This window comes from Bacillus sp. EB106-02-03-XG38 (assembly GCF_058792175.1).
This window is the reverse complement of the sequence record NZ_JBYTED010000003.1, coordinates 473,235-495,620: the sequence shown is the minus strand read 5'-3', so window position 1 is coordinate 495,620 and position 22,386 is coordinate 473,235. Positions and strand designations below refer to the sequence as shown.

The window sequence follows — 22,386 nt, the reverse complement described above, 5'->3', positions numbered from 1 at the left end:
TAAGATTACTTTTCTGAATATTGACACTTTTTGTTAGGGGGAGTTTCAATGAAAAAAACTACATCTGCACTATTAAGTATGGCGCTCGTCTTTTCTAGTTTTGGAACTTTAAGCGCGCATGCTGAATCGCTGCAAAAGGAGAAGCAATTTAGCCCACAGTTAAAAGCAAATATTGAACAATGGGGAGAAAACAAAATTGCGCAAAATGTTGAAACAAAAACAGCAAAAGAAATTTCAGTCATTGTAGAGTTGCAACATGCTCCGCTCGCTTCACAAAGTAACATTCAGCATGCTCCAGATTTAAAAAATGGCAATGCGCAATCATACCATGCACAACTAAAAAAGGCACAAGAGGATACAGCAAAGAAAATGAAAGAAAAAACACCGAATGCAAAAATAAAAGAAACGTATAGTACGTTATTTTCTGGATTCTCTATTTCTATCCGAGGAGATCAAGTTGCTGCTTTAGCTTCTTTACCTGAAGTAAAGGCAATTTATCCGAACTTAACATATAAGTTACATGAAACAGCAAAAAGCCCTACGGATTTAGAAACACCAAACGTTGGAGGTCCTACAGTAGGTGCTCCTGAAGCATGGAAACTAAAAGATCCATCTGGCAAACCGCTTGATGGAAAAGGAATGAAAGTCGCTGTTATTGATTCAGGTGTAGACTATACACATCCTGACTTACAAGCAAATTATATTGGCGGCTACGATACGGTCGATGAAGATAATGATCCGATGGATGGAAACGTACACGGTACTCATGTAGCTGGCATTATTGCTGGTAATGGAAAAATAAAGGGGATTGCTCCGAACGCTTCGATACTCGCTTACCGTGTCATGAATGATGGCGGCACTGGTACGACCGATGATATTATTCAAGGTATTGAGCGCGCTATTCAAGATGGTGCAGATGTTCTAAATTTATCTCTCGGTCAAGATTTGAATGTCCCTGATCAACCTGTAACAATGACGTTAGAACGTGCAGCAAAACTTGGTGTTACTGCAGTCGTTTCAAATGGAAACGATGGACCAAAGCCTTGGTCTGTTGATGCTCCTGGTAATGCAAGTAGTGTCATCTCTGTTGGTGCATCTACTGTTTCTATTCCATTCCCGACATTCCAAGTAGCTGGTTCTAATAAATCTTACCAAGGATTACCGTTATCAAAAGCAGATTTTCAAGTAGGAAACGATGCTCAACTTGTCTATGTTGGCTACGGTAATTCAAGCGATTACGCTAAACAAGATATGAAGGGTAAGTTCGCTCTCGTCTTACAAGGAACTTCAAGCACATTAATAAAAGCAGAACAAGCGAAACAAGCTGGCGCTATCGGGGTACTACTAATTTCTAATGAAAAAGAAATTAATAGTATGCCCGAATATTTTGGACGTGAAGATGTAGCTCTTCCGGTTATGCAGCTATCAAATACAAATGGCGAAGAGTTGAAAACTTTAATTACAAAACGGAAGAAAAATATAAAGATTGGACAACCGAACAAAAACGAACTTATTGGTAACTTCAGCTCAAGAGGACCATCACAAGGAAGTTGGCTTATAAAACCTGATGTTATTGCACCTGGAGTAAAGATTACAAGCACAGTGCCACGAGGTGGCTATGAATCTCACAACGGAACAAGTATGGCTGCTCCGCAAGTAGCGGGAGCCGTTGCCTTACTGCGTCAAATGCATCCTGATTGGACGACAGAACAATTGAAATCTGCTCTTGCCAACACTGCAAAAACATTAAAGGATGTCAATGAAAATACATATCCTGTCATGGCACAAGGATCAGGTTTAATTAACATTCCAAAAGCAGCCCAAACGGATGCGTTAGTGAAACCGAACAACGTAAGTTTCGGTCTTATTAAACCAAATAGCGGCAAAGTGAAACTAACACAAAATATTACGTTACAAAATCTTTCTAACAAAAAGAAAAACTTTTCAACTCGTATTGAATTACTAGATACAAAAACAAAAATCCAGACTTCTTTCCCTTCTTCAATTAGTTTAAAAGCAAATAGTAGCATCGAAAAACCTTTTACGATTACTGTAGATAGCTCCTTACCACAAGGCGTATATACAGGAAATCTGTATGTAAAAGACCAAGGAACAAAAGAAGAAATGCGTATTCCATTTACATTTAGCATCGATCCGAAAGAATACAAGCGTATTGATGGTCTTGAAATCGTTAATTCTACTTTCAGCCCAAATAATGACAAAATATTAGATGACAACTTAATCAATTACTATTTAGTTACACCAGTTGAAGACATAGCCTTTCATGCTAATTTAATTACGAAAGACCGCGTGACATATCAAGGCATGGTATATCAAGGTAAAAGCGAAACACCTGGTTATAAATCTTTCAAATGGAATGGTACAAAAACTGATGGATCCCCGTTACCTGATGGCTTGTACCAAATCGAAGCTGTTGCTTCTAACTCTGGCGGAGAAACAAAGCAAACAGGAGCGGTGTTTATTGACCGAACAGCACCTAAGTTAACACACGAAATTGATCAAGAAAATCTTATTATTAGAGGAAACGTTGATGATATTCTACTAGATTGGATGACAGAATCTGGTTGGATAGCACCTGGTATTCCAGTGAGAATGCAATATGAAATTAACGGAAATGGCATATGGGAAAGTGCCTTCCTAAACACTTGGGAGAAAAACTATGAAATTTATTTCGATCGTAATCAATTACAACAAGGAAAAAACACAATTCATATTGTAGCAACAGATGCAGCTGGAAATACAACTAATTTAAATGTTGATCTAGAAGTAAAATAAGGTCATACCAAGATTTTTTCGCCCCTATCCAATGTTCCGATAGGGGCTTTTTCTATTTCTCACATAAACATTTGTTAAATAATTCTGAATGTTGTGATAGAATTTTCATAAGCGCTTTCATTTTAAAGAGAGGTGATACAAGCTATACGAAATCGATATACAGTTTTATAGAAAAAAGGAGGATGTTTAAATGACAAAGAAAACAGAAATCCCATCGCATTTAAAACCATTCGTATCCACACAGCATTATGATCAATACACACCGGTGAACCACGCTGTATGGCGTTACATTATGAGACAAAATCATAGTTTCTTAAAAGACGTTGCTCATCCAGCCTACGTAAACGGATTACAATCATCTGGTATAAATATAGATGCCATTCCTAAAGTAGAAGAAATGAATGAATGTTTAGCACCAAGTGGCTGGGGAGCTGTAACGATTGATGGACTTATTCCAGGCGTAGCGTTCTTTGATTTTCAGGGACACGGGTTATTACCAATTGCAACAGATATTCGTAAAGTAGAAAATATCGAGTATACACCGGCTCCTGATATCGTTCATGAAGCTGCAGGCCACGCACCAATTTTACTTGATCCTACATATGCAAAGTATGTAAAACGCTTTGGACAAATTGGAGCAAAAGCTTTCTCTACAAAAGAAGAACATGATGCGTTTGAAGCTGTTCGTATATTAACAATCGTAAAAGAAAGCCCGACTTCTACACCTCAAGAAGTTGCAGATGCTGAAAATGCGGTAATTGAAAAACAAAAATTAGTTTCTGGTTTATCAGAAGCAGAACAAATTTCACGCCTTTTCTGGTGGACGGTAGAATACGGGTTAATTGGAAATATAGACGATCCAAAAATCTACGGTGCTGGTCTCCTTTCTTCTGTTGGTGAAAGTAAACATTGCTTAACAGACGCTGTAGAAAAAGTTCCTTTTTCTATTGAAGCTTGTACAGGAACAACTTATGACGTAACAAAAATGCAACCTCAACTATTTGTTTGTGACTCCTTTGAAGAGTTAACAGAGGCACTTGAGAAGTTCTCTGAAACGATGGCCTTTAAAACAGGTGGTAAAGAAGGTTTAGAAAAAGCGATTCGCTCTGAAAACCACGCAACTGCTGAGCTAAATAGCGGACTACAAATTACAGGTACATTTAATGAGACAATTGAAAACGATGCAGGTGAAGTGATTTACATGCGTACAAATTCACCAACTGCATTATCCATTCATAATAAACAACTAGCGGATCACTCTACCGCTGTACACAGTGACGGCTTTGGAACACCAATTGGATTACTTACTGAAAATATTGCATTAGAAAACTGTACAGACGAACAATTACAATCATTAGGAATTACAATTGGAAATAAAACATCATTTACTTTTGCAAGTGGCATCCATGTAAATGGAACGGTAACAGCAATTCAAAAAAATGATAAAAAGATTGCTCTTATCTCCTTTATCGATTGTACCGTTACTTATAAAGAACGTTTATTATTTGATGCTTCATGGGGTGCTTTTGATATGGCTGTTGGCTCAAAAATCACTTCTGTATTCCCAGGAGCGGCAGATGCAGCAGCGTTTTTCCCTGCTGATGAAGAAATAGAAGCAACTCCAGCACCTCTTACATTAACTGAGCTAGATCGTATGTATCAAACAGTTCGTGATATTCGAAATGAAGGTATTTTACACGAAGCTCATATCGAACAGCTAGTGGCAATTCAAGAAGTATTAAATAAATTTTATGCGAAAGAATGGCTGCTTCGCCTTGAAATATTAGAATTGCTTTTAGATCATAACAAAGGGCATGAAACATCCGCAGCATTATTACAACAACTTTCTACTTTTACAACTGATGAAGCTATAACACGTCTTATTAACAATGGTCTTGAACTATTACCTGTAAAGGATGTGAAAAATGATGCTACGATTAACTGAAGAAGAAGTTCAAGAGGGATTATTGACAGTAGATAAATGGATGATAAAAGATGAAAAATGGATTGAACGAAAATATATGTTTTCCGACTACTTAAAAGGAGTCGAATTTGTGTCTGAGGTCGCCAAACTATCAGAAGAACATAATCATCATCCATTTATTCTTATCCAGTATAAAGCAGTCATTATTACTTTGTCCTCCTGGAATGCAAAAGGTTTAACGAAACTCGATTTTGAGCTTGCCAAACAATTTGATGAACTATTTGTCCAAAATGAAAAAGCCATTATAAGAAAGTAAAAAAGAGAAGCCTTTTTAGGCTTCTCCTTTAATTTTGAAATGGATACTATGTCCAAATGGATCCTCGACCTGTAATATTCCATCCTTGTACGTAGCAATCTTGCCAATATTTTTTAAGCTTTCACATACTTGCTCTTTTTGTTTTTCATCCGCTAGTACAATTGTAAAATATTTCAATCCAACGGAATTTGGCATTTGCGGTGGTATCCCTTCACCTTGCCACGTATTTAAACCGATATGGTGATGATAGCCGCCTGCTGATACAAAGAGCGCTCCATTGCGAGCTGGGATTGTTACTTCAAAACCAAGACCATCCACATAGAAACGTTTCGCTTCTTCTAAATCAGCTATATGGAAATGAACATGCCCCATCACAGTACCAGCTGGGAAACCATTCCACACACTTCCTTGCTGTAATAATTCTTCACCAGCTAACGGGTTACTAACAAATGGTAGTTCTCCATTCTCATTACGCCAAACTTCTTTTTGGCGATCATGATAAATTTCAATCCCGTTTCCATCTGGATCAGCTAAATAAAGGGCCTCACTAAAGTAATGGTCGGCTCCGCCGTGCAGTGGATACACCATTTCTACAAGATGACGAAGAATATTGGCTAAATCTTGTCTGCTCGGTAATAAAATTGCGTAATGATATAAACCCGTTCTCCCTCTTTGCTTTGGCAAAGCTTCTTTCTTTTCTTCAATAATCAGGAGTGTTTCGTTATTTTCATTACCAAATGTAACGACCATTTCATCTTGTTTTAATACTTTCATACTTAGTACTTCTGTATAAAACTCTAGTGATTTCTTTATATTTGATACATATAAATGAACAACATCAAGTGTTGTATCGGGATGAAGTTGAAAACTCATCTTGTTAGCCCCCCATTTAATTTAGTTCTTCTTTGACATTTTCTCTTTGATGAAATTATCTACAAAACCGTCTGCTTTCGCAACAAATAAGTACGCACCCATTGCTAACAATGCAAGCTCTAATTCGAATCCAGGATTTTTTCCATCTCCTAATAAACCAGCTGACCATTTTACTTTTACAATTGCGCCAACCATAACAAGTGCGAACAATAATCCAATATATCTTACACCTAAACCTAGAATTAATAATAGACCACCAACTACTTCCGCTGTTGCTACACCGTATGCAAGACCTCCTGGTAAACCAATGCTTGTGAACCACCCTGCAATATTGTCAATCCCCGATTGGAATTTTGTTAAACCGTGCATGAAGAACGTTACCCCTAACACGATACGAATAATTAAGTTACCGATATGTTGATTCATTTCTTTCTCTCCTTTATAGTTTTCTTATACGAAACTTTTATTTACATTACAAAACATACACTAATTTTTTTTATTCGTCAATTCATTTTCACTGGGAAAAAATATATTTTTTTTGCTATGATACAAATAGTTGTTTACAAAAAAGGAGCTTGATTTTATGAATATTGGTTCTGCAATACGTGAAATTCGTCAACGTAGAGGCATAACAATCGCACAAATTTGTGAGGGAACAGGTCTTTCTAAAGGATTTATGAGCCAAGTTGAAAATAATAAAACCTCACCATCTATCTCAACTTTAGAAACGATCTCCAATTTCTTAAACGTTCCCCTTCCCTATTTATTATTAGAACAAAAAGATCGGCTGAAAGTTGTCAAAAAGGTAGAGCGTAAATACAGTGTATACGGAAAAGATGAACAGAGAATTGAACATGTGGCAGAACAAGGTGGCCTTCGCCTAAATCTTGTAGAAATTCCTGCTGGGTTTCCGAAAGAAAACACACCAAATGCCCATGAAGGGGAAGAGTGTCACCTTGTATTACGCGGAAAACTAGAAGTTCAACATGGAGAAGATATTGCAATTGTAGAAGAAGGTGATTCTTTCTCCTGGAATGCATGTGTTCCTCATATCGTTCGTAATATAGGGGATGAAACTGCATTATTACTCATCTCTAGTCATGCAGAAAATCGAAAACGTGTTTATTAAATAAAAAAGAAGCCTGCAAACCAGGCTTCTTTTTTATCCCCTTATAACCCCATAGCTTGTCCCAACTAGTACAGTCTTTTCGTCTTGATTGCGATAAACTGACTCGATTGAAACCTTTTTGTATCCTTCCATCTGTTCAATATTAGTTAAAGTTAATTCACAAGTGATCGTATCTCCTGTAAAAACTGGTCTAATAAACTCACTTACTAATTCTCTTGCTATGTAATGTAATTCTTCGCCTACTTTCGTTCCAATGCTAGCAGTCAATAAACCATGAACCATTAAACGTCCATTTTCATCATATTCCATATGATGCCTACCTTTATCTCCTGTAATATTTGCAAATTCAAAAACCTCTTCTTCAGTAAATCTTCTTTCGTATTTAAATACATCCCCAATTTTTATACTCATTTTTATCCCCCTAATAATAAACAGAATTTTCTTTTATTTTATCATAAAATGAGTCTTAGTTCAGTTTATATTATTAGAATATCGAGCCTTTTTCTCTTTATCGATGCCCATCTTTTTTTGCTATTTGATACCCATAATACGCACATGTTCCATTTCTCGATAACTCTCTCACCTCAAAACCACAACTTCTATAAAAATCAAAATTACTCGCGGATGTATGTGCAAACCAGTCGCCATGTGGTAGCTTTTGCAAGCAAAGAGCGACAAGTTTCTTGCCTAATCCCTTCCCTCTATATTCATATTTCACAACTAAATTTACTATGTTCGCGACCATGATTCCATCAGAAATGACCCTCACCATCGCAACCATCTCTTCTTCATCCCATATTGTGAATGCCCATGTTGAATTTTCAAATGCTATCGTAAATTTTTCAATTTGCCAAGAAGGGATATTATCATTGCTCCAACCGGCATCTTCGAATAAGGTTTTAATTGCATATGCAGGTACACCATTCGTTCCCTCGCGAATAATAAGTCCATTATGATAAATGTACATGTAATCCCCCCCTTATTTTTATATACCATTCTTCAAAAAATGCAATTTACCTTTTTTCACCCAACACGCTTAATAGAATAAACGAGAACATCCATCCCATGAAATGAAGTTGTCTTCTCATAACTAAGTCCTGTTTTTCTAGCAACAAAGATGGAGGCGGGGTGGTCCGGATTAATAAGAGAAATTAACTTATTCATTCGTAACGCTTGGAATCCATAGTCTCGAAATGCTGCCGCTGCTTCTTTTGCATACCCTTTTCCCCAATACTGAGGTAATAACCAATAACCAATTTCAATTTCCTCTTTTCCATCTATTTGCTGCTTTACTAATCCTGCATGACCAATTCGTATTCCCGTTTCCTTTTCAATCAATACAAATAAACCGAGACCGTTTTTATAGCTAGGAATCACCCATTCCTCCAAACTTTTTTTGCATTGCATATATGTTTTTAACGTCCCATTTCCAATATATCGCATTACCTTCTCATTTCCCCATAGTGAGGCGTAGAACTGTAAATCATCCATCGTATATTTGCGAACTTGTAAACGCTCTGTATGAAACATCTCTGCACTCCTTCCCACGAATTTGTACTTACCTACACGATCATGTTTTGGATATATACTAAATGTTACTATCTATTATAAAGGAACTAAAGACTAAATACAGAATATTCAATCTCAAAAGAATTAAAAAAGGCAGTAGACAAATGTTGTCTACTGCATCCATATCATAACTAGCATAAAGAAAACTACAATTGAGGGGGGTGTAGGATTTTCAAATATACTAGATACTTATCCCGTTCTAACGGGCGGTAAACTTTTCAATTATATAAAAGTGAAAAGTTTACCGCCCGTAAGAACCTTTGCAGTTATTATGTGAGCACCGTTAAGTACTCAAATACACGCTGTGCTTTTTCTCCACCCATTCGTGCATGCTGAAGAAGGGAAATACCATGTGGACCAGATGCACATAATGCTTCTGGTTGTGCTACTAAAATAGCTTGTACAACTTCTAATTCACCAAGCATAGCGGCCGCGAAAATATCCATTCGAGCGCCCTTTTCTAATAAATAAAGAGCAATGTCTTTACGACCTACATGCGCCGCTGCTCCTAACGCACTTTCCCAATCTGCTCCTCCCCAATTGTAAGAGGCATGAAGTAAGCTTGGCGATTCAGCCAACAGTTCTTGTACTTTTTCTAAATCTCCGTGAGCTGCCATAACAAATTCCCTTACTAACTCAGTGGTAATACATTCTTCTGTTCGCATCTTGCTTCTCCTCCTTTAGAAATTCGTTTCGGTGTAAAAAATGGCTTGTCGCTTCCTTGAAAAATATCTACCTCGATGCCGAACACACGTTGAAACATTTCATGACATAACACTTCTTCTGGTATACCGTCATACTGAAGCTTCCCTCGCTTTAATACGAGTAAACGATCACTATATTGAGCCGCTTGGTTAATATCATGTAAAACCATTATAATTGTCATGCCAAACTCCTCATTTAATCGTTTCACAAGTTCCATTACCTCCAACTGATGAACGATATCTAAAAAGGTTGTTGGCTCATCCAATAACAAGACATTTGTACGTTGTGCTAGCGTCATTGCAATCCAGGCTCGTTGTCGTTCTCCTCCTGATAAAGATTGTAAAAGACGATATTCATACCCTTCAAGATTTGTAACAGACAATGCCCAATCAACAATTTCTTCATCTTCTTTATTTAAGTGACCTCTCCATGATTTATGAGGACCTCTTCCAAATTCAATTAATTCTTTCACTGTTAAATCTAATTGATGATCATGCATTTGTGGTAACATCGCTAATTGCTTCGCTACATCGGCACTTTTCATCGTATGAATATTTTTTCCATCTAAAATGATATCCCCTTCGCTTTGTTTAAGTAGTCTTGCCATTAAACGAAGCAAAGTAGATTTCCCCGATCCATTCGGCCCAATTAAACTAACAACCTCTCCAGCTTTAATATGTACATTCATATTTTGCATTTGAAATCTTTCAGAATGTGCGTAAAACACTTGGTTAACGGAAATCACGCTGTTTTCCTCCTCTATGAATTAAATATAAGAAGAATGGACCGCCTAAGAATGATAGTAAAATACCAACAGGCAATTCAATTGGATCGAACCAACTTCGGGCTATCGCATCCGCGAAAACAAGTAATATCCCTCCGCCAAGGCATGATAATGGCAGTAAATATTTATAGTCATTTCCAACTAATAAACGTAACATATGTGGTACGACAAGACCGACAAATCCAATAAGACCAGAAACACTAACTGCAATTCCAGCTAGTAATGTACTTACTACTATTAAATAAAACCGGCTTCTCTCCACGTTATGACCTAATAACTTCGCCATTTCATCTCCTAGCATTAATACTCGAATATGCTTAATACCAAAGAAGGCTAATATAATAGCGAATATCGCATAATAAACAATCATGTTTAAATGTGCCCAGCTTACACCACCAATGCCACCCGCTAACCACGGTAACACGGATTGTACTTTATCACTATGTAATAACATTAGCGCTGACGTTGCTGCACCAATTAAAGCATTGATTGATACACCTACTAAGACAATCCTTGAAGGCGGTGCCCCTTTTTGCCATGATAAAGCATAAATGACCATCGCCGTTATGAAAGCTCCTAAAAATGCCCCGAGTGGTAAGAAAGCCATATGCTGAGGAAATAAAATCATAATTACAATTGCTACAAGGCCTGCTCCAGATGAAACGCCGATAATACCAGGGTCTGCAAGAGGGTTTCTCATAACCCCTTGCAGCAGTGCACCAGATGCAGCTAAACATGTTCCTACTATAAATCCAACGAGCACTCTCGGTATACGAAGGTCCCATACGATTCGATGAACTGTCGAATCTTCATCTTGTATCCCCGTTAGAATATCTCGTAAAGAAAAGGATAGGCTTCCTGCGAAAAGACCGTAACAAAGACCTAAAACCGTTAATACAACTAAAGTAACTGCTATTATCCATCTTTTTTTCGCAAAAGGATGTTCCTTTTCCCTTACTACTTCACTACTTTCCATACTTATCATTTCCTTACATCTTGTATACTTTTATACATAAAATCCATCGCTTCTGTGACTTTTGTTCCAGGGTTTGATCCAAATAAGTCAGGTGGCAAAATAACGACACGATTTTGCTTTACTGCATCTAAGTTTTTCCACGCTTCATTTTTCATCATTTCGCCTTCGAATGCTTTTTTAACGCTATTTGGATCTCCATGTGTAATTAAATAAATCACATCTGGATTCGCCTCAATAATGCGTTCTACGCTTAACTGCGCATATTGCGGATATTCCTTCATTTCTGGAAAATTAGCTGCAATATTTTTCCCGCCTGTTTTTTCTAAAATATCACCTGATAAAGATGTTGGTAATGCTGCTAAATACGTACCGGGTGCCCCATACACTAGCAATGCTTTTACATCGCTCTTTTTCTCATATGTCTTTATTTGATCATTAATTTTTTGGTTAAGTTCTTTCGCTTTACCTTCCTTCTTCATTATCGTTCCATATAGTTCAATATTCTTTTGAATATCTTGCAAGGAATTCGCAGAAGAAATCATTACTTTCGTTCCTTGTCCTTCAACCGTTGGAACATTCTTTTGGAACCCATTGTTAGCAATAAGTACATCAGGCTTTAAGCTAGCAATTTGCTCAAAATTCGGTTGATGTGCATTCCCAATTACTTGTACTTTCTTTATATCCTCTGGAAGAGTTATTTTTGCATCCGGACGACCTACTATTTTTCCACCTAAAGCATGAATAATATTCATGTCTCCCATACTTAATGTTGCAAAGGTCTCTGGTACTTTATCAAACGTTACCTTTCTTCCTGACAGGTCGGTAACTTCTACTTTTTCTTTTTCTGTTTTTGTTGCAGATGCTTTTTCGTCTCCTTTTGCACTGCAGCCTATTAATAAGAAAAAAATAGATAAAATCGCTGTGAATAGCGTAATAGATTTTTTCATTCTTCCACCTCTAACTGATAATGATAATCATTAACTACTATTCTACTTTAATTGATAAGGATTATCATTGTCAATATAAACCGCATACATTTTCTAGAGAAAAAACAAAAAGCGTTACAAAAAAGATTTCTTCTTTTTGCAACGCTTTATTTATCTATATTATTCACATTCGTTTCCCTCTAACTCGTCTCGCATCACTTTCACACGCTGAAAGAAAAAGAAAGATAAACTTAAAAATATAACGATGCTCCCCATCATAACAAAAGGTTGTATCGTTTCTTTTGCTCCATTCGGAATCAATAAGCCAACCATTAATAATGTACTTACAGCGAGAAGAACTTGTCCGAAACGAGTATAATCTTCTATTTTTTCTTGTAATTCTTTCATTATATTCTCACTCCTCCATTTCACTGTATCATATTCTATTATACTTAAAGACAAGTAAATACAGCCATTCTGGGAGATGTTTTCCAAAAGAAAAAGAGCCGCTTTATGGCGGCTCTTTCATAACCATTACTCACCTTTATATGCTTTCATATAAATTTCTTTCAGCTCTGAAATGAGAGGAAGTTTTGGATTAGCTGTTGTACATTGATCTTCAAAAGCTCTTTCTGCTAATAATCCAACAACCTCTTCAAATTGGTCTTTATCTACTCCTTGTCCTGCAATACTCATATTAATATTTAAGCTTTTTCCAAGTTCAATAATTGCTTGGACAAGTGATTCCACACCTTCTGCCGCCGAACTTGCTGGGAGCCCGAGCATTCTCGCAATATGTGCATAGCGTTCATCAGCTACAAAGTGCTCATATTTTGGGAACAATGCGTGTTTTCTTGGCTTAATAGCATTATAGCGAACTACGTGCGGCATAAGTATTGCATTCGCACGACCATGCGGAATATGGAATTCCGGTCCAATTTTATGTGCTAAACTGTGATTAATACCTAGAAAGGCATTGGCAAATGCCATCCCTGCGATTGCAGAAGCATTATGCATTTTTTCTCGTGCTTCTTCGTCATTTCCATCTTTAAACGCTCTTGGTAAATATTTAAATACGAGATCAACGGCCTTTAATGCTAATCCATCTGTATAGTCATTTGCCAGAACAGACACATACGCTTCAATTGCATGCGTTAGTACGTCCATCCCAGTGTCTGCTGTTACATGTGGTGGTACTGTCATTACAAATTGCGGATCAACAATTGCTACATCTGGCGTTAATTCATAATCTGCAAGTGGATACTTTATATTATTTTTCTTATCTGTAATTACCGCAAATGGTGTCACTTCTGATCCTGTTCCTGATGTTGTTGGAATGGCAACAAACTGTGCCTTACTTCCTAATTCCGGATATTTACATGTACGTTTTCTTATATCTAAAAACTTCTGTTTAATTCCATAGAATGTTGTTTCTGGATGCTCATAGAAGAGCCACATCCCTTTCGCTGCATCCATTGCTGAACCACCACCAAGTGCGATAATTACATCTGGCTTAAAACTTCTCATCATTTCCGCACCTTTAAACACAGTTTCATCTGATGGATCTGGCTCGACCTCAAAGAAAACTTCAACTTTTACATCATTTACATGTTTACGTAAATAATGCGAGACCGTATCTACATATCCGTGCTCAACCATTCCTGGATCCGTTACAATAAATGCACGTGAAATGTTAGGCATATTTGCTAAATATGCTGTCGCATGTTTTTCAAAATAAATTTTTGGTGGTAATTTGAACCACTGCATATTCTTTTTTCTATTTGCCAACCTTTTTATATTTAATAAATGTGTCGCTGTTACGTTTTGAGATACTGAGTTTTTCCCATACGACCCGCAACCAAGCGTAAGTGATGGAATAAATCCATTATATATGTCACCGATTCCACCTTGTGATGAAGGAGCATTTACAATAAGGCGGCAAGCTTTCATACGTAATCCAAATTGCTTTTGCACTTCTTTATTTACAGAATGGATGACTGCTGAATGTCCTAAACCACCGAGGTTTAACATTTCTTCGCAATATGTAAATCCTTCTTCTAAGGAATTCGCTTTTACACAAGCTAATACTGGGCTCAGTTTCTCACGAGATAGTGGATACGCTGCTCCGATACCTTGTATTTCAGCTACAAGCATTTTTGTATTTTCAGGTACAGTAATCCCAACTAATTCGGCAATATACTGTGCTGATTTCCCAACAATATCACTATTTACTGCACATGTATTTTCATTAATAACAAGCTTTTCTAATTTTCTTCTCTCTTCTTCTGTTACAAAGTAACAATTGTTTGCAATCATTTCTGTTTTCACATCATCGTAAATTTCCTTATCTACAATGATTGCTTGTTCCGATGCACAAATCATACCATTATCAAATGTTTTTGATAAAATCAAATCATTAACTGCTCTTTTTACATGCGCTGATTGCTCTATATAACATGGTACATTACCAGGACCTACACCTAGCGCTGGTTTCCCAGTAGAATAAGCTGATTTCACCATACCAGCCCCTCCAGTTGCCAAAACAAGTGCAACCCCTTCATGATTCATTAATCGTTTCGTTGCTTCAACAGAAGGTTTTTCAATCCACTGAATACAATGTTTTGGCGCCCCCGCCTTCACTGCTGCATCATATACTGTTTTCGCCGCTGCAATGGAACATTTTTGTGCGGAAGGATGAAATGCGAAAATAATTGGATTTCTCGTTTTTATCGCGATTAATGCTTTAAACATCGTTGTCGATGTTGGATTCGTTACTGGCGTTACCCCAGCTACTACACCGACCGGTTCCGCAATTTCTATTATTTCTTCATGAGGATCTTCGTGAATAATCCCTACTGTTTTATCTTTCTTTATGCTATTCCAAATATATTCAGTAGCAAAAATATTTTTAATGCATTTATCTTCGTATACACCACGATCCGTTTCTTCAACAGCCAACTTTGCAAGTGGCATATGTTGATCCACACCTGCTAATGCCATTTCATGAACAATGTTGTCAATTTGCTCTTGTGTAAAACTTTCTAATGCTTGTAAAGCCTTTTGACCGTTATTCACTAACGCATCAATCATCTCTTTTACTTCCTGCATTTCATTTACAGCTTTCTCTTTGACTACCATGTAAATTCCTCCTATTCTGCTATCGTGGACTGAATAAGACCCTACAGGTCGTAATTAGTCCCGATTAGCGCAAAAAAATAGAATTGCTTCCCTACATGAACCTCATTGTTTGTGAAACATTTCACAAGTTTGTTCGTGAGTAACATTTCATGAACTTAATATACATGAAATGATTTCATTTGTGTATGTCTATTTTGTGAAACATTTCACAAAATAACATAATAAAAATGCACCGCCTATATGAGCAGTGCATTTTTACTATGCTAGTGCTTGTGCTAAATCTTCAATTAAATCTTCACCGTCTTCAATACCGACAGAAATTCGAATTAATGTATCTGTAATTCCTAACTCTTTACGACGATCTGCTGGGATTGATGCATGTGTCATTTGAGATGGGATAGAAATTAAACTTTCTACTGCTCCTAAACTTTCAGCAAGTGTAAAGTATTGTAATTTCTCAAGTACTTGATTTAATGTTTCTTCGCTATCTACATCAAATGAGATAATAGCACCAAATCCATTTGCTTGTTCTGTTGCAAGTTCATGGTTTGGATGTGATGCAAGGCCTGGGTAAAATACTTTATTTACTTTTGGATGGTTATTTAAAAACTCAGCAATAGCGCGTGAATTCGTTTCATGCTCTTCCATTCGAATTCCTAATGTTTTTAAACCACGAAGTAGTAAGAAGCTATCTTGTGGGCCAAGAATGCCTCCTGTTGAATTTTGTACAAAGTGAAGGTCTTCTGCTAATTGCGGACTATTTACAACTACTAGACCTGCAACTACATCACTATGACCTCCTAAATATTTCGTTGCACTATGAAGTACAATGTCTGCTCCTAAAGAAATCGGGGACTGCCAATATGGCGTCATGAATGTGTTATCAATAATTGTTAATAAATCTTTCTCTTTAGCAAGAGTAGATATTTTTTTAATATCAGTAATTTTCAATAATGGGTTCGTTGGCGTTTCCACATAAATCGCTTTCGTGTTTGGACGAATTGCTTCTACAACTTCCTCTAAGTTTGTTGTATCTACAAATGTATGCTCAATACCGAAGCGGTTTAATACTTTCGTAATCACACGGTACGTTCCCCCATACACATCATCTGTTAAAATAACGTGGTCACCTTTTGAGAACAACATAATTGTAGCTGTAATAGCAGCCATTCCTGAACCAAATGCAAAACCAGCATGGCCGTTTTCTAATACAGCAATCATTTCTTCTAAAGCTGCACGTGTTGGGTTGCCTGTACGTGAATATTCATATCCTTGATGCTTACCAACTGCTTCTTGTTTGTACGTACTTGTTTGATAAATCGGTACATTTACAGATCCAGTTGAAGGTTCTCCTATGCGAATACCATGAATTAACTTTGTCTTTGCTCTCATTTTTTATTCCCATCCTTTGTATATGTCTTTACTTAAATAGCGCTCACTACTATCAGGAAAAATCGTTACAATATTTGTACCTGGCTCCGCTTTCTCTGCTTCAAGTAAACTTGCATGAAACGCTGCTCCTGAAGAGCTCCCAACGAGCAGTCCTTCTTTTTGCGCTAATTCCTTCACTCTTAAAAAAGCATTTCGATCAGAAATTGTATGAATGTCATCAAAATAAGATGTTTTCAAAAATGGCGGGATAAATTCAAGGCCAATCCCTTCTGTTTCATGCGATCCAGCTTTACCACCATTCAAAATGGATCCTTCTGGTTCTACAATAACCGTTTTTATATCTATATTTTTTTCTTTCAAATAAGATGCAGTCCCCATGAATGTACCACCAGTTCCTGCTCCTGCAACAAATATGTTAATCTCTCCGTTAAGTGCCGACCACAGTTCAGGACCTAGTGTTTTGAAATAAGCACGAGGGTTTGCTTCATTCGCAAACTGACTTGGAGAGTATGAATTTGGTATTTCATTTACTAGTTCTTTTGCTTTTGCAATTGCACCAGTCATTCCTTGCTCAGTCGGCGTATGCACAACCGTTGCGCCTAGCGCTTTCATTAACTCTTGTTTTTCAATACTAAATTTCTCTGGTACACAAACGATAACGTGTAAATCATGTTGTAACGCTGCAAGTGCCAGTCCAATACCAGTATTTCCGGCAGTCGGTTCAATAATTGTTCCACCCTGAGTTACAAGCCCTTTTTCTAGCGCATCTTCTATTAGTTCTCTTCCTAAGCGATCCTTAACGCTTCCACCTGGGTTATAAAATTCAAGCTTTGCAAATAAACGGACCCCTTCTGGAAGTGAAAAACGAGTAATTTCTACAATTGGTGTATGACCAATTAATTCATGAACTCCACGATATATATTCATCGTGTTCTCCCCCTTATTTGCCAATAAAGAAAAGGCAACTGTATGTATTTTCTTTATATGAGACAGTTGCCTTTTTGTTACATTACTTTAACTCTTCTAGTACTTTTACGATAAAGTTTGTAGAATGAAGAGCTGCTTGATCTAAAAATTGATCAAATGAAACATTTGATTCTTTACCAGCAATATCAGAAAGTGCACGAATAATAACAAACGGAACTTCATATTGGTGGCATACTTGTGCAACAGCTGCTGCTTCCATTTCTACTGCATAAAGATCTTCAAATTTATCACGAATTGCTGCTACGCGGTTCGGATCACTCATAAATGAATCGCCTGTTGCAATCATACCTTTTACAACTTGAATATTTTCTTCTGCCTGCATACATTTCTCAGCTAATGTAACTAATGCTTCATCAGCCTTGAATCCAGGGGGCATTCCTGGTACTTGACCATACTCATAATTAAATGCTGTTACATCTACGTCATGATGACGAACTTCTGTTGAAATAACTACATCTCCAACATTTAGAGAATGATGGAAGCCACCAGCTGAACCAGTATTAATTACTTTTTCAGGCTTATATCTTTCTAATAAAATTGTCGTTGACATCGCTGCATTTACTTTACCAATACCAGACTTTAACAAGATTACTTCATGTCCTGCTAATTGTCCTTTCGTAAATTCACAACCCGCCACCGTTTCTGTTTCTGCTTGTTCTAATTTGTCACGTAAAATACGTACTTCTTCTTCCATTGCTCCAATTACAGCAATTCTCAATCTAATCCCTCTTTCTATTGCTTAGTTGCCTCCATTACCCAAACGAAATGATTTAATCTCGTAAACGTTATATGGAAGCCATTGTTTTCAAAAATAGACTGCATGATTGGAATACGTGTATAGTATTCAGTTTGCAAATCGTTTGCTAACTGATGAAAACCTCTTTGTTTTGCTGTTTCAACAGTTTTATCATATGCATCTTGATCTGCAAATATCGTATCAGCAAACACTATTTTACCACCTTTGTTTAGCAATTGACTATACTTCGCAATAGCTACATTTTTTTCATCATCTGTTAAGTGATGAAATGCATAGGTGCTTACTATGGTATCAATTGAATTTGGGACTTCAAATGAAAGAAAATCACCTTCTGTAATAGAAAACTCTTGCGGCAATTTCTCTTTTGCAATCATGCGCATTTCACGTGACGGCTCTATACCGTAAACTGTGCGGCCAGCAAGTAATAATTTATTTGTTAAATTACCAGTACCAACACCAAATTCTAATACGTTACCAAATGACTTGTTAACTACATCCTCTAGAATGTCCTCATAATGGGCGAAAACTTCTTTATATTGTATATCTTCACCTTGTACAAATGTGTCGTACGTATGAGCCCACTCGTCAAATAAACCATTAAATTCTGTACCCATAAAAATTCCCCTTTTTCTTATCGGTTTTATCAGTATGATATTCCCTCTTTCTAAAAATGTCAATTGAAATGTACATGGTATTTCCTTCTTTTCTTTGTTACACTATAGTTGATTACATAGGAGAGGGGCCGTCTTCATGTCATTTACCTTTGAAATGTTAGAAGATAAAGTGGAATTTTTTGAAGCGGGAGACTTAGCTTCTTTAGAACGAAAAATTAGTGAACAAATTGATAATAATAAAGCACTCATGCTTGAAGTTCATCACATCTCGCATCAAATGGTTATGGATCCCGAAAGCAAAAGACCGTATTATAGCGCAGTTGTTCATTTTAAATTAAAGAAATTACGCTAATAAAAAAGAGAAGCTCCTCAGGAGCTTCTCTTTTTTTAGTTTAGAGTTTGAACAAGCACTGGTTTCCAGCCCTCATTGTCTACCCAATCAATATTTACATAATATCTTTTACCTGATTGTTTATCTTGTACGTTACCGTAAGCTTTATTTTTACCGTTATTTCCGATTCGATGAATAACTAATTGCTCTACTGGAACGTCAATTGCAGCTGAAATTGCTTGGTTCATCTCATTCCAATCTGCTGTACCTTTTTTAAACGTCATCGCAGGTGTTGCACCTTGCTCTGTACCTACTGGCTTCCAAGAAGATTTCGTATAAGCGTCAGTTGCCTTTGGCTGTGTTTTCTCAGCTGGTACTTTCTCGTTAGCTTTCGCTTCTTCCTCAGCTTTTTTCTGTTCTTCTTCAGCCTTTAGCTTCTCTTCTTCTTTCTCCTTAGCCTGTGCCTTCTCTTGCTCGTTCTTTTTCGTCTCTTCTTTGCCCTTAGTGTTCTCAGACTTATTCTCTTTCGTTGTTTGCTGAGCTACTTTTTTGTCACTAGAAGACGCTTGTTCTTTTCTTTCAGGAACAAACAATTGATATGATACAATAGCTACTAATATTAATACAATTGCGATTGCAATATTTAAAACACCGTTTTGACGACGTTTTTGTTGTTTCTGTTGGAATCTAGATCCTCCTGCCATTCTTCAAACCTCCATGCAGTTTTTCATACTTGCTATTGTAACATTAAATCTAGAAAGGTTGAACATTTACAATAATATTTTCACGAAATGAAAACATTTCACTATGAATTGCAAGATTACTTTTCCTTCTCTAATCGATAGATTGATTCCACGATAGCTTTGAAAATAGGTGTAACTGCATTTACATTGCTATTCGTTTCTATATCCACGACAACTAAAGCATATCTTGGATTTTCATATGGAAAGTAACCTGCAAACCAACGATTCTCTTTCATTCCTTTTCCTGTTTGCGCTGTCCCAGATTTTCCGGCGACACTTAGTGGTAATGACCTGAATGCTGCTCCTGTTCCTTTCTCCGTTGTTACAACGCTCCTTAATAGCTGTTGTAATTTTTTCACTGTTTCATACGGAAGCTGTTTTCCACCTAATGCATGGTTTTCAAATGTATAAAAGTCCGTTCCATTTTTATACATTATCTTTTCAACAGCTTTCACTTCCATCTTTTCTCCATCTCTAGCAATTGTCGCCATCATATTTGCAATCGCTAGAGGTGACATACGTACATCTTTCTGTCCAATTGCTGTTTGTGCTACTGCCTTTTTACTATTCTTACTTCCTTCATTCCCCCAAATCGTAACGCTCTTCTCTTCTGGCATTTGCTCAAAATGAGTTGTATGAAATACAGGACCTCTCCATCCAACCTTATCAGCGGCTCCTAAAGCTGCTACGTAACTTTCTAACACCATCTTATCCCTTTGCATTAACTCGTTACCTAACTCTGAAAATGCCCTGTTACAGCTTCTAGCAAAGCTCTCTTTAAAACTAAGTTTCCCCATCATAACTTGCGGGTGGTCTTCACCATATAAATCTTTATTACAATTAAATGTGCGATTAAAAACATTTTCATTATAATCAATTGCTGCCGCTGCAACTATTGTTTTAAAAACAGAGCCAGGAAAATGTGGTATTAACATTTGATTTTCAAGTGTAGTTTTATATAACCTCTCATCTTTCACCTGTACAGATGGTTTACTGACCATCGCTAAAATTTCATTTTTCTTTACATCAAGTAACACTAATCCTCCCTTCTTTATTTCGCTTGCTTCAACCACCTCTTCTGCTTTTTGCTGTAATTCGTTATGTAGAGTAGTTTGAATCGTCACTGGGTAAAACGGATTTCCAGGCGACGTATATTTCGCTTGTTTCCCAAAAATCGGTTCTCCTTGTCGGTCCACCTGATACAATACTTTTGCCTCTCCATCAGTCAAAAGAAATTCATCAAATGATTGCTGCAATCCTGAAATACCAATTTGCGTTTGCTTTGAAATTTTTCTTACTTCGCCGTATCGTTTTTGAAATTCTCGTTCATTCTCACCCACATTACCAACTAAATGATTCATCGTGCCAGTTTGCCGTAAACGAACTTCAGCTGCTACAATACCTAATACATTTAATTGATTTACCTTCTCCATCTGCTCTCGTGCCAATCGAAATGGACCATTTCCCCTTTGCATGATAAATGCATTTTTCTTATCTTTCATTTGACTTTCAATCTCTTGTCTCGACACACCAATGATATGCGCAATTTTCTCTAACATGTCATTTTTTATTTGTAGAAATGGAAAAACAATTAAAACAGGATACTTTTTCTCTCCTATTTCCTTACCGTTTCGGTCTATAAAATAGCCTCGTCCATCATCTATCGTAATAGATTGCGTCCGTTGTGTAACACTTTTTTCAATTAAATTAATCTTACGATCCGTAAATGATTCCGTATCTATAATTTGTATTTGAATTAAACGACAAAGTAATATAAACATGACACTTATAAAACAAATTAAAACAATTATAATTCTCCGGTTTATTTCCATCCAAAAACACCTCGTCTACTATAGTTTGGACGGAGTGTTTCATCTTTTATACAAATAAAAAAATCACTCGCTTTTACACGAGTGATTTTTAATTATTTTACAGAGATAATCTCTACTTGCATTTCTCCACCTGGAGTTTGGATTGCTACCTTCTCACCAATTTGCTTACCTAATAAGCTTTTTGCGATTGGAGAATCGTTAGAAATTCTTCCTTCAAATGGGTCTGCTTCTGCGCTACCTACGATTGTGTAAGATTCTTCATCTCCACCTGGTAACTCTTTAAATGTTACTGTTTTACCTAATGTAACAACTGTAGATTCTTCACCGTTATCTGTGATGATAACTGCGTTACGAATCATGTTTTCTAATTGTGTAATACGTCCTTCTACGAACGCTTGCTCATCTTTTGCTGCATCGTACTCAGAGTTCTCAGAAAGATCTCCGAAGCTACGTGCAATCTTAATGCGCTCTACAACCTCTTTACGTTTTACCGTTTTTAAATCCTCAAGTTCGTTCTCTAGCTTTTGCTTACCCTCTTGCGTCATAGGGTATGTTTTTTCTGTTGCCATATTTTCCACTCCTTTTATATACCAA

23 protein-coding genes are annotated in these 22,386 nt (G+C 36.9%); 5 read left to right on the top strand and 18 right to left on the bottom strand.

Translation table 11 applies throughout. From position 1 onward, the window contains the following. The first annotated feature begins 48 nt into the window (after positions 1-48). From AC3WTI_RS17020 to AC3WTI_RS17010, 3 genes are all read left to right on the top strand, one after another. Entirely contained in the window at positions 49-2,796 is a 2,748-nt protein-coding gene (locus AC3WTI_RS17020) for a S8 family serine peptidase (protein ID WP_144488069.1), read from the top strand. A gap of 190 nt (positions 2,797-2,986) precedes the next feature. Next, positions 2,987-4,741 carry an aromatic amino acid hydroxylase gene (locus AC3WTI_RS17015; RefSeq protein ID WP_087957005.1) on the top strand — a complete coding sequence of 585 codons (1,755 nt, stop codon included), beginning with the start codon at positions 2,987-2,989 and terminating at the stop codon, positions 4,739-4,741. Then, entirely contained in the window at positions 4,722-5,036 is a 315-nt protein-coding gene (locus AC3WTI_RS17010; RefSeq protein ID WP_087957006.1) for a 4a-hydroxytetrahydrobiopterin dehydratase, read from the top strand. The genes AC3WTI_RS17015 and AC3WTI_RS17010 overlap by 20 nt, the downstream gene beginning before the upstream one ends. Before the next feature lie 15 nt (positions 5,037-5,051). Here the strand turns inward: AC3WTI_RS17010 and AC3WTI_RS17005 are convergent, their stop codons facing one another. Further along, the gene (locus AC3WTI_RS17005) at positions 5,052-5,909 is read right to left on the bottom strand and encodes a VOC family protein (protein WP_087957007.1); all 858 of its coding nucleotides are present in this window, start codon (positions 5,907-5,909) and stop codon (positions 5,052-5,054) included. Positions 5,910-5,930: 21 nt separating this feature from the next. Next, positions 5,931-6,335: a DoxX family protein gene (locus AC3WTI_RS17000; protein ID WP_048531309.1), complete on the bottom strand. Its 405-nt coding sequence runs from the start codon at positions 6,333-6,335 to the stop codon at positions 5,931-5,933. Positions 6,336-6,492: 157 nt separating this feature from the next. Between AC3WTI_RS17000 and AC3WTI_RS16995 the strand changes: the two genes are divergently transcribed. Continuing rightward, positions 6,493-7,038, top strand: coding sequence for a helix-turn-helix domain-containing protein (locus tag AC3WTI_RS16995; protein WP_061677238.1), 546 nt, complete (start codon positions 6,493-6,495; stop codon positions 7,036-7,038). Positions 7,039-7,071: 33 nt separating this feature from the next. Here AC3WTI_RS16995 and AC3WTI_RS16990 read toward each other — a convergent pair whose 3' ends face one another. The 13 genes from AC3WTI_RS16990 to AC3WTI_RS16930 form a co-directional block, all read right to left on the bottom strand. Next, positions 7,072-7,449 (bottom strand): hotdog family protein, encoded by a 378-nt coding sequence (locus tag AC3WTI_RS16990; protein WP_048531311.1) that lies wholly within the window; start codon positions 7,447-7,449, stop codon positions 7,072-7,074. 97 nt (positions 7,450-7,546) lie between these two features. After that, positions 7,547-8,005, bottom strand: coding sequence for a GNAT family N-acetyltransferase (locus tag AC3WTI_RS16985; protein WP_048531313.1), 459 nt, complete (start codon positions 8,003-8,005; stop codon positions 7,547-7,549). A gap of 56 nt (positions 8,006-8,061) precedes the next feature. Further along, complete coding sequence (locus AC3WTI_RS16980; protein WP_087957008.1) at positions 8,062-8,568, bottom strand: GNAT family N-acetyltransferase; 507 nt, start codon at positions 8,566-8,568, stop codon at positions 8,062-8,064. Positions 8,569-8,876: 308 nt separating this feature from the next. After that, on the bottom strand, positions 8,877-9,272 hold the full coding sequence (locus AC3WTI_RS16975; protein ID WP_087957009.1) for an ankyrin repeat domain-containing protein: 396 nt from the start codon (positions 9,270-9,272) through the stop codon (positions 8,877-8,879). Next, positions 9,239-10,057 (bottom strand): ABC transporter ATP-binding protein, encoded by an 819-nt coding sequence (locus AC3WTI_RS16970; RefSeq protein WP_087957010.1) that lies wholly within the window; start codon positions 10,055-10,057, stop codon positions 9,239-9,241. The genes AC3WTI_RS16975 and AC3WTI_RS16970 overlap by 34 nt, the downstream gene beginning before the upstream one ends. Beyond that, positions 10,044-11,072, bottom strand: coding sequence for a FecCD family ABC transporter permease (locus AC3WTI_RS16965; protein ID WP_142286681.1), 1,029 nt, complete (start codon positions 11,070-11,072; stop codon positions 10,044-10,046). Before AC3WTI_RS16965 ends, AC3WTI_RS16970 begins: the two co-directional genes overlap by 14 nt. A 5-nt stretch (positions 11,073-11,077) precedes the next feature. Further along, positions 11,078-12,019, bottom strand: coding sequence for an ABC transporter substrate-binding protein (locus AC3WTI_RS16960; RefSeq protein WP_087957012.1), 942 nt, complete (start codon positions 12,017-12,019; stop codon positions 11,078-11,080). Positions 12,020-12,178: 159 nt separating this feature from the next. Next, on the bottom strand, positions 12,179-12,406 hold the full coding sequence (locus AC3WTI_RS16955) for a YrhC family protein (protein WP_087957013.1): 228 nt from the start codon (positions 12,404-12,406) through the stop codon (positions 12,179-12,181). Positions 12,407-12,532: 126 nt separating this feature from the next. After that, positions 12,533-15,136 (bottom strand): bifunctional acetaldehyde-CoA/alcohol dehydrogenase, encoded by a 2,604-nt coding sequence (gene adhE / locus AC3WTI_RS16950; protein WP_087957014.1) that lies wholly within the window; start codon positions 15,134-15,136, stop codon positions 12,533-12,535. 258 nt (positions 15,137-15,394) lie between these two features. Next, positions 15,395-16,528 carry a bifunctional cystathionine gamma-lyase/homocysteine desulfhydrase gene (locus AC3WTI_RS16945; protein WP_087957015.1) on the bottom strand — a complete coding sequence of 378 codons (1,134 nt, stop codon included), beginning with the start codon at positions 16,526-16,528 and terminating at the stop codon, positions 15,395-15,397. Positions 16,529-16,531: 3 nt separating this feature from the next. Continuing rightward, positions 16,532-17,455 (bottom strand): O-acetylserine dependent cystathionine beta-synthase, encoded by a 924-nt coding sequence (locus tag AC3WTI_RS16940; RefSeq protein ID WP_097841220.1) that lies wholly within the window; start codon positions 17,453-17,455, stop codon positions 16,532-16,534. An 82-nt stretch (positions 17,456-17,537) separates the two neighbouring features. Further along, positions 17,538-18,233: a 5'-methylthioadenosine/S-adenosylhomocysteine nucleosidase gene (gene mtnN / locus AC3WTI_RS16935; RefSeq protein WP_048531328.1), complete on the bottom strand. Its 696-nt coding sequence runs from the start codon at positions 18,231-18,233 to the stop codon at positions 17,538-17,540. A 14-nt stretch (positions 18,234-18,247) separates the two neighbouring features. Continuing rightward, positions 18,248-18,886 (bottom strand): class I SAM-dependent DNA methyltransferase, encoded by a 639-nt coding sequence (locus AC3WTI_RS16930; RefSeq protein ID WP_087957018.1) that lies wholly within the window; start codon positions 18,884-18,886, stop codon positions 18,248-18,250. A 136-nt stretch (positions 18,887-19,022) separates the two neighbouring features. Here AC3WTI_RS16930 and AC3WTI_RS16925 point away from each other — a divergent pair, with 136 nt between their 5' ends. Further along, positions 19,023-19,238, top strand: a complete 216-nt coding sequence (locus AC3WTI_RS16925; RefSeq protein ID WP_000010984.1) for a YrzA family protein — start codon at positions 19,023-19,025, stop codon at positions 19,236-19,238. A 35-nt stretch (positions 19,239-19,273) separates the two neighbouring features. Here AC3WTI_RS16925 and AC3WTI_RS16920 read toward each other — a convergent pair whose 3' ends face one another. From AC3WTI_RS16920 to greA, 3 genes are all read right to left on the bottom strand, one after another. Beyond that, complete coding sequence (locus tag AC3WTI_RS16920) at positions 19,274-19,921, bottom strand: YrrS family protein (RefSeq protein ID WP_087957019.1); 648 nt, start codon at positions 19,919-19,921, stop codon at positions 19,274-19,276. Between the two features lie 116 nt (positions 19,922-20,037). Further along, positions 20,038-21,792, bottom strand: coding sequence for a peptidoglycan D,D-transpeptidase FtsI family protein (locus tag AC3WTI_RS16915; RefSeq protein ID WP_087957020.1), 1,755 nt, complete (start codon positions 21,790-21,792; stop codon positions 20,038-20,040). 92 nt (positions 21,793-21,884) lie between these two features. Continuing rightward, a complete protein-coding gene (gene greA / locus AC3WTI_RS16910; protein WP_000179964.1) occupies positions 21,885-22,361 on the bottom strand; it encodes a transcription elongation factor GreA in 477 nt (158 codons plus the stop codon). Positions 22,362-22,386: the final 25 nt, after the last annotated feature.